Origin of the sequence: Brachyspira pilosicoli, from assembly GCF_019402445.1 — a bacterium.
GTDB lineage: Bacteria > Spirochaetota > Brachyspiria > Brachyspirales > Brachyspiraceae > Brachyspira > Brachyspira pilosicoli_B.
The window spans coordinates 1-7,947 of record NZ_SRZM01000233.1 but is presented as its reverse complement, the minus strand read 5'-3'; the positions used below and the strand labels follow the sequence as shown (position 1 = coordinate 7,947).

Below are 7,947 nucleotides of genomic sequence, written 5' to 3'. Positions count from 1 at the left end.
ATTATATAAAATAATACTAATTATATTTTATATGCTAAATATTAAATCAAAAATAATATAAATATTTATTTTATTAAATTTTTTTAACCATAAAAACGGCAAGTACTTTATTCTTATAAAATGCAATACAATAAATTTTATTTGAAAATGTACACACTCTGCTTACATATAATTCATAACTTCTCTTATAAACAAATTATTTGATTTTGAAAGGTCTAAAACCTCAAGATAATTAGCATCGCTTCCGTCTTCATTTTTTTCAATAGAGAGTATTGGTCTTAAAGGTAAATTGGTGTTTTGCTGTATTACCCTTGCTGTTTGTCCGTTAGACAATTTTACTTTTGTATTGTTCGGATAAAAACCTATAGCCTTTTGAAAATGCTTTACTATATCCATATCAAAGTCTTTTTTTGAAAGCGATATAATAATTTTCATTGCCTTATCTGCAGTACAAATTAAACCATCATTTCCATTAACAATGAGGTTATTAAACTTATTTGCTATAGAAACCACTTTACTGTAAAGTCCTATATCTCTGTTGCCCTTACCAAAAGGATAACCGCTTCCGTCATATTTCTCATGATGTTCTAATATTATATCTGCGATATTGTCTTCCAAATTATCTCTCTTAGCAAGTTTGTATCCGTGCGTTGTATGTTTTTTTAATATATTAATTTCATCTGCAGTTAAATTTTTTTTGTTTAATAAATATTCCTGAACTAATACTTTTCCTATATCATGAAGCAAAGCACCAAGCATAATATTAGATATATCAGCCTTTGTTAAATTCATTTCTATTGCAGTAATGGCAGATAATGCAGCAACGTCCACTGCATGTTTATATATAGATTCATCTTTTCTTTTTAATATAGCTAAATAAGAATGAGCTTCTCTATTTTCTAATATAGAATTAAGCATAATATCAACATCTTTTTTTAATTCTATAAAATCAACAGTACCATTATTTTTTGCTATGTTGTAAGCATTTTTAGTTTTTTCCATTGTTGTATTATTTACGTCCAACGCTTTTTGGCTGTCAATTTTTAGTATCTCTTTGCCGTCTTCTTCTATTATCACTTTTTTATTTAATTGATTTTTTATGCTGTTATCAAAATTATTTTGATATTTATTGTCTATTAATTCAACAACAGATACTGTAGTAATATATTTTCTTTTTAATAATTCTATTGTGCTTTTTGTTACAATAGAACCCATATCTATTATAATATTATCATCACTATCATATACATTAGAAGCTATTTTCATTCCTTCTTTAAGCTCTATTGTTGGTATAGTAAACATATTCTCTCCGTTTTTTTATATATATTTTTCGGAATTAAATATTGTTTAATGCAATTATATTATTTTATTACTAATACAAACTCTCTTTTTTTATTTTCAGCATATTTAGAACAAAGAACTCCAATTTCATCTATTATAATATCTTCTGTAGGCAGAGTTAAATCCATGCATAAAGCAACTATTTTGTTTTTTGAATATATTTTTTTAACAGCATTAAGCACTTTTGAAAGCCTATAAGGAGTATCCAAAACTATAACAGGAACATTTAATTTTTTTAATTCTATCAGCTTTCTCTCTCTTTCTCTGTCATCTCTAGGCAAAAGACCTGCATAATAAAACTCTCTAAAATTAAAAGGCAAACACATAATAGCCGCTGTAACACTGCTTACACCGGGTATGGGTTTTACTTTTATATTATAAGAATAACAATATTCAAGAAGCTCTCTTCCAGGGTCTTCCAAAGCCGGTGTTCCGCAATCACTTATGAGAGATACAGTTTTACAATTTAATATTTTTATCATTATATCATCAATGTCTTTACCTTTTTTTGTATGCTCACTAAACTCTATTAACTTTGATTTATCTATATTAAGGTTAAGATTTTTAAAAAGCGTAGTAGCCTCTCTAAAACTTTCAACCAATATAATATCGCTTTCAGTTAATATTTCTTTAAGCCTCTCTGTATTATCTTTGTAATTACCAATATCTCTTGAAGCTATATAAACTACAGGCATCAAATTATTTTCTCCTCATTATAATATTTTTATTAGTATGCATATAATCCCAATTATTATTTACTATATTATTGCTTATAAATATATTTGTAAAGAATGTATTTGTAAGGAAGTTATTAGCTTTAGAGCGTTCATAAGCTTCATTAAGTTTTTTTACTTTTAGATTCAAAGCTCTTGCTATACTGTAGGTTTCTTTATCTATGTTGCCGTCTATATCATTCGTTCTAAATCTGCATTGAAAAGCATATAAGACTTTTCTTGATTCAAAGTCCCAAATATTATTGGTTGGCATACTTGTGTATCCATATTTTATAAACTCATTTTTTATATCCATTACAGTAGCAGTTCTATAATCATTACTCATCATAAAGTTACTGTAATCTTCTTTATCATACCATATACCTAAATCATATTCATCATATAATCTTTTCCAAGGGAATTTGGGGCCTGGGTCTTTTTTTCTGTATGGTGCTATATCTGAATGCCCTAATATATTATAAGGTCTCACTCCGTATTTATCTACAAGCTCCCTAAGAAGATATGCTACTTTTTCTATTTGCGATTCATCATACTCTAAATATTCATCATACGGAGTAAAATATAAGTTTTCAAGCTGTCTTTTATTCATTCTTGCAAGCTGCTGAGGAGTGTTTGTTACTTTTTGTATATAGCCCAAATTTACAATTTCTATTCCCACAGAACTATCATTAATGCTATATCTATTTTGATACATTGTAATTCCAGCATGCCAAGCTCTGTTTGTGTCATCTACTAGTTTATATATAGGTTCATTAGCTCTTGTTGTTATCAAATAATGCGAAGATACACCAGGGTCTGTTAATACTTTTAAAGACATATCATCATCTAATGCTGTGTAGTGAAGTATTATATAATTAATTCTTAAATTGTATGAACCAGATTTATAAAGTGTTGATATTCTAGGTGCTTTTTTTCTTTTATTTATAGCGGGTGCTGTGATTTCTTCTGTGTTATTTGAGCAAGAAAGAACTATACTTACAATAAGCAGTATAAAAATATTTTTAAACATAACAAGCTACTCCATTAAATCTATAACGCATAAAACCATTATAATTGTCTTTTATCTCTATATGTGCAAAATGAAATGCTTGAGCCGTATTTATTCTAGAATGTTTATGAAGTAAATTTGAATAAAAACTCATAACAAAATCATTATATATATTATCGGATAAACTACCAATTCCAGAAACTACAGTGTTTACACCGCATGATAAAAACGATTTTACTATATTGCTGTCATTCATATTGCATGCATTAATAAAAATCATTTTCGGCGGATTTTCTAATGCAGAAATATTATTCAATATATAATCTTTACTTAAAGATAAACCATTCGAATGACCATGCGTAATAATATGCACTATATCATAATTTTCTAAAATTTTTATAAACTCAAAATAATTATGTTCTTTTTTATATACATCAATATTTAAGTTGTTATTAGCGGATAATGTTTTTAATAAATCAATTTCTTTTTCATCGTTTATATCATCATATGGTATTGATACTACAGCAATTTTTTTACTATTTGTAATTTTTTTATGCATTACATTAACATCACTAATATAAGAGAAAATTATTTTTTCTGATAGAAATTTATTATTATATGATAATATATCCCAAGGTATTGAAGAGGTCGTTTCATCAAGATTTAAATAAACTATTCTAAAGCCTTCAAATAAATGTTCTCTAAAATCTTTTTCCGGTATAAGCATATTCATTAAATAATTTCCAATTTCTAAATACTTGCTTATATTATCATTTTCGCTGTTTGCTCTTTTTAATAACCTTAAATATTCTTTATATATGCTGTTGTAGGCATCAAAATCAAAAGGCTTTTTATATTCTGCAATATATAATGATGGATAAGTTTCTATTGCCTTGTAGTGAAATATATATTCTTTTTTATTTTGTTTTTCTTTATGTTTCTCTATAGAGCAGCTTAAAAATGTTTGCGATAGATTTTCATTTAATAAAGTTAATCTCTCTTTTAACTTTGAAAAAATATTTTCATCTAAATTATAAATGAAAAATTCATTATATTTTTCTTCGAGATTATAATATATTCCTCTTCTTTTTTTGTAGGTGTCCGTTATGTTTAAATACAAAAAACTATCTTTTTCTGTTTTAGTATTTAAATCTATTTCGTATGTGCCGTATAATTTATTTTTTTCATTGTCGTACAAAAATATATTTATTTTCTCTTTTTTGTTTATTTTTTTAAGTTGAGATTTTTTTATTTTTATGCACTCAAAATTTGAAGAATTAAAAAAGTTTTTATTTTGCGTTACAATATAATTACTCATAAACTATTTTTATATAAATTATTATTTTTCATTATTGCTTATAAAAACTCTAAATGATTTTTAAATCTAGAGTTCAATGATAAAAAGTTATTATTTAATATTAATTACTATCAAGTATTTGTATTATATATTAAACATTTATAAAATAAAAGTTTATATTTATAATTTTTATATAAAAGTGGCTCTTAATTGTCCCATAGTAGCAGTAAATATTACAAATAATATTAATGATATTAAAAACCATATTATTCTAAATACTTTACTTTTTTCAGATTTTATTCCAATGAATGCATATGCAGATAAAGCCACCATAGGAAGTCTTGTTAAAGACCAAGTACTATTTGTAGTTAAAGGCATTAGCACTGTAAATATAGAATAGAAAGAAAAATATATAGGCATTTTTTTAACCGAAAGTATTGATAATATAAGCATAGTAATTGGGCATAAGAATTCTAAAGTAGTTCTTAAAGCTGGATATTGAAATATTCTAATAAAAAGTTTTATTATAAAAGGTATAATAAAAGGACTAGGAGTTTCTCTTGACCATGTTTTTTGAGCTTCCAAAAAATATAGAGCATTATCTGTTTTAGCATACATATATACAAGCCATAAACCATATATAGCCATCACAACTATTAGAAAGCTAATTCCATGTTTAATTAATTCTGAAGTTGATTTTATGTTATAATTTTTTTGTTTTATATAGTTTACAAGCATGTCAAGACCATATGCAGCAAGCAATGCAATACCATTTATTCTTGTAAGAATAGATAACCCACAAAAAATTGCAGCTATCATATAATCTTTATTTTTATAGGATATTATTGATATTAAAATCATTAAAAAATATAAAGCTTCAGTATATGGCACAGAATTATAATGTGAGGCAGGATACATTATTAGTGCTATAGTTGCATACATAGAAGCAGTTTTTCCAATATATTGTATTAAATAGTAAAATAGTAATAATATAACAATAATAAATGATATATTTGATATTGTAAAAGCAGCCCATTCATATGAACCAAAAAATATTGGGGATAATAATTTTATCATTACAGGGTATAAAGGTCCAAAGGCATATAAAGAACCATCATATCCATTTTTTGCTATATATGTATAATTAGAACAGTCATTAAACTGAAATATTATATCTAAAGGTTTATGCACATTATTATATACATCATCTCCTTTTGGAAGATAATAGTAACCTATATAGAGCATCAAAGCAAATATTATTCTAGTTGCGATAAAAAATAAAAATATAGTTCTTAATTCTTTTTTATATGTTTGGAAAAATACTGATATGTTATTCATTACTATGCCTTTTATTTATTGCTTTATTTTATAGGATTATACAACATATTTTATAAAATAAAATATCTTGAATAAAATAAAAAATGTAATAGTATATTATGCAAAATTATTTTTATTCAAGGAAACAAAAATGAAAGTATTTATTAGTGCAGATATAGAAGGAGTAACAACAACAACACAATGGCCAGATACAGATATGGGTTCATTAACTTATAAAGAGCATGCATTGCAAATGACTAAAGAGGTTAATGCTGCTTGCGAGGGGGCAATACTTGCTGGTGCTAAAGAGATATTTGTTAAAGATGCCCATGATTCTGCTATGAACATAGACCAAACTGCTTTTCCTGACATTGTGAAAGTGCATAGAAAGTGGAGCGGAGACCCTTATTCTATGGTTGAGGGTATAGATGAAAGTTTTGATGCTGTAATGTTTATAGGTTATCATAGTCCTGCTACAAGCGGAAGCAATCCTTTATCACATACTATGAGCAATTCTAAATTATTTAGTATAAAATTAAATGATGTTATAGCAAGCGAGTTTATGTTTTTTAGTTATGCTGCAGCTTATAGAAATGTGCCTTCAGTATTTTTGTCTGGAGATAAAGGGCTTTGCGACGATGCTAATAATATGGACCCTAATCACCCTAGTTTAATAACACTTGCTGTAAAAGAGGGTGTTGGTTATTCTACTATTAACTATTCTCCTAATCTTATGATTAAAACTATTAAAGAAAAAACTGAAGAAGCTTTAAAACAAGATTTTAAATGTTTAAAACTTCCAAAGACTTTTAAGCTTGAAGTAACTTATAAAGAACATGGTTATGCTTATAAGATGTCATTTTATCCTAATGCTAAAAAAGTTAATGATAACACAATAGTTTATGAGAGTAATGATTATTATGAGATACTTAGGGCTATGAAGTTTATTTTATAATTTTTATTAATTTTATTAAATAAGTATTATTAATTAAATATAATAATATTGCTTTTAAAAAATTATATTATATAATATTACTACAAAAAATAATTTAATATATGGACTAATTTATGAAAAAAGTAAATGTTTGTTTATTGGGTGCTTCTGGTGCCGTTGGTAAAGAGATGCTCAAAATATTGCAAGAGAGAAAATTCCCTGTTAATGAATTAAGATTATTAGGTAATAAGACAGCAGGTCAGAAGGTTATTTTTAATAATAAAGAATACACCATAGAAAAACCTACTAAAGATTCTTTTAAAGATATGGATATTACTTTAGTTGCTGTTGGAAGCGATGAAAGTAAAAAGCTAAGTCCTTTGGCTGCAAAAGCTGGAAGTGTTGTTATTGATAATAGCAGTGCTTTTAGAATGGATAAAAATGTTCCTTTAGTAGTTCCAGAGGTTAACCCTGAAGATGTTAAGCTTCATAAAGGTATTATAGCAAATCCTAATTGCAGTACTATTATTGCTTTGGTGGCATTAGCTCCATTACATAAATTTGCTAAAATTAAAAGAATAATAGCTTCTACATATCAGGCAGTATCTGGTGCTGGTAAAGAGGGTATGGAAGAACTTCAGCAGCAGGTTTATGATTATGCAGAACAGAAAAAGTTAAATATAAAAGCTTTCAAATATCAAATATTATTTAACTTAATTCCTCAAATAGATGCATTTGACAGCAAAACAGGCTACACTAAAGAAGAATTAAAAATGACTAATGAGGGCAGAAAAATATTACATGCTCCAGATTTACAAGTAAGCTGTACTTGTGTTAGAGTACCTGTTTTAAGAAGTCATAGCGAATCTATAACAATAGAAACAGAAAAGAAATTAACAGCTAAAAAGGCTAAAGAATTATTATCAAAAGCTAAAGGTGTAAAAGTGGTAGATAATCCTTCACAATTTAAATATCCTATGCCTTTAGATACAACAGATCAAGATAATATATTTGTTGGAAGAATAAGAGAAGACATCAGTGCTAAAAACTCTTTAACTTTCTGGTGTGCAGGCGACCAAATAAGAAAAGGTGCTGCTACAAATGCTGTACAAATTGCTGAGTTGGTATTGCCTTTATTAGATAAAGAATCTAAAAAAGAAGAAGCTCCAAAAAAGAGAGTTTGCAAGCCAAAAAAAGCAGCAACAAAAAAAGAAGTAAAAAAGACTGATAAATAATAATATTATTTAGTAAAATGTTATAAGGCATTCAATTATATTGAGTGCCTTTTTTATTTATATTGTTTTAATATTTAGTATGTAAAATATAGTTAGTATTA

At 26.4% G+C, this 7,947-nt stretch carries 7 protein-coding genes; 2 read left to right on the top strand and 5 right to left on the bottom strand.

The window, feature by feature from the left end:
- Positions 1–162: 162 nt before the first annotated feature.
- The 5 genes from E6A48_RS08020 to E6A48_RS08000 all read right to left on the bottom strand — a co-directional run bounded on the left by E6A48_RS08020 (position 163) and on the right by E6A48_RS08000 (position 5,698).
- Positions 163–1,302, bottom strand: coding sequence for an HD-GYP domain-containing protein (locus E6A48_RS08020; protein WP_219709543.1), 1,140 nt, complete (start codon positions 1,300–1,302; stop codon positions 163–165).
- Between the two features lie 59 nt (positions 1,303–1,361).
- Positions 1,362–2,036 (bottom strand): SAM-dependent methyltransferase, encoded by a 675-nt coding sequence (locus E6A48_RS08015; RefSeq protein WP_013244116.1) that lies wholly within the window; start codon positions 2,034–2,036, stop codon positions 1,362–1,364.
- 4 nt (positions 2,037–2,040) lie between these two features.
- Positions 2,041–3,084, bottom strand: coding sequence for an N-acetylmuramoyl-L-alanine amidase (locus tag E6A48_RS08010; RefSeq protein ID WP_219709540.1), 1,044 nt, complete (start codon positions 3,082–3,084; stop codon positions 2,041–2,043).
- A complete protein-coding gene (locus E6A48_RS08005) occupies positions 3,077–4,381 on the bottom strand; it encodes a CHAT domain-containing protein (RefSeq protein ID WP_219709539.1) in 1,305 nt (434 codons plus the stop codon). Before E6A48_RS08005 ends, E6A48_RS08010 begins: the two co-directional genes overlap by 8 nt.
- Before the next feature lie 168 nt (positions 4,382–4,549).
- Positions 4,550–5,698: a hypothetical protein gene (locus E6A48_RS08000; RefSeq protein WP_219709537.1), complete on the bottom strand. Its 1,149-nt coding sequence runs from the start codon at positions 5,696–5,698 to the stop codon at positions 4,550–4,552.
- 130 nt (positions 5,699–5,828) lie between these two features.
- Between E6A48_RS08000 and E6A48_RS07995 the strand changes: the two genes are divergently transcribed.
- Together E6A48_RS07995 and E6A48_RS07990 are read left to right on the top strand one after the other, a co-directional pair.
- Positions 5,829–6,632 carry a M55 family metallopeptidase gene (locus E6A48_RS07995; RefSeq protein WP_219709535.1) on the top strand — a complete coding sequence of 268 codons (804 nt, stop codon included), beginning with the start codon at positions 5,829–5,831 and terminating at the stop codon, positions 6,630–6,632.
- A 113-nt stretch (positions 6,633–6,745) separates the two neighbouring features.
- On the top strand, positions 6,746–7,846 hold the full coding sequence (locus E6A48_RS07990) for an aspartate-semialdehyde dehydrogenase (RefSeq protein ID WP_219709533.1): 1,101 nt from the start codon (positions 6,746–6,748) through the stop codon (positions 7,844–7,846).
- Positions 7,847–7,947: the final 101 nt, after the last annotated feature.

Coding starts and splice junctions, on each gene's coding strand:
- E6A48_RS08020 (WP_219709543.1), bottom strand. CDS start 1,302: ATGTTTACTATACCAACAATAGAGCTTAAAGAAGGAATGAAAATAGCT.
- E6A48_RS08015 (WP_013244116.1), bottom strand. CDS start 2,036: ATGCCTGTAGTTTATATAGCTTCAAGAGATATTGGTAATTACAAAGAT.
- E6A48_RS08010 (WP_219709540.1), bottom strand. CDS start 3,084: ATGTTTAAAAATATTTTTATACTGCTTATTGTAAGTATAGTTCTTTCT.
- E6A48_RS08005 (WP_219709539.1), bottom strand. CDS start 4,381: ATGAGTAATTATATTGTAACGCAAAATAAAAACTTTTTTAATTCTTCA.
- E6A48_RS08000 (WP_219709537.1), bottom strand. CDS start 5,698: ATGAATAACATATCAGTATTTTTCCAAACATATAAAAAAGAATTAAGA.
- E6A48_RS07995 (WP_219709535.1), top strand. CDS start 5,829: ATGAAAGTATTTATTAGTGCAGATATAGAAGGAGTAACAACAACAACA.
- E6A48_RS07990 (WP_219709533.1), top strand. CDS start 6,746: ATGAAAAAAGTAAATGTTTGTTTATTGGGTGCTTCTGGTGCCGTTGGT.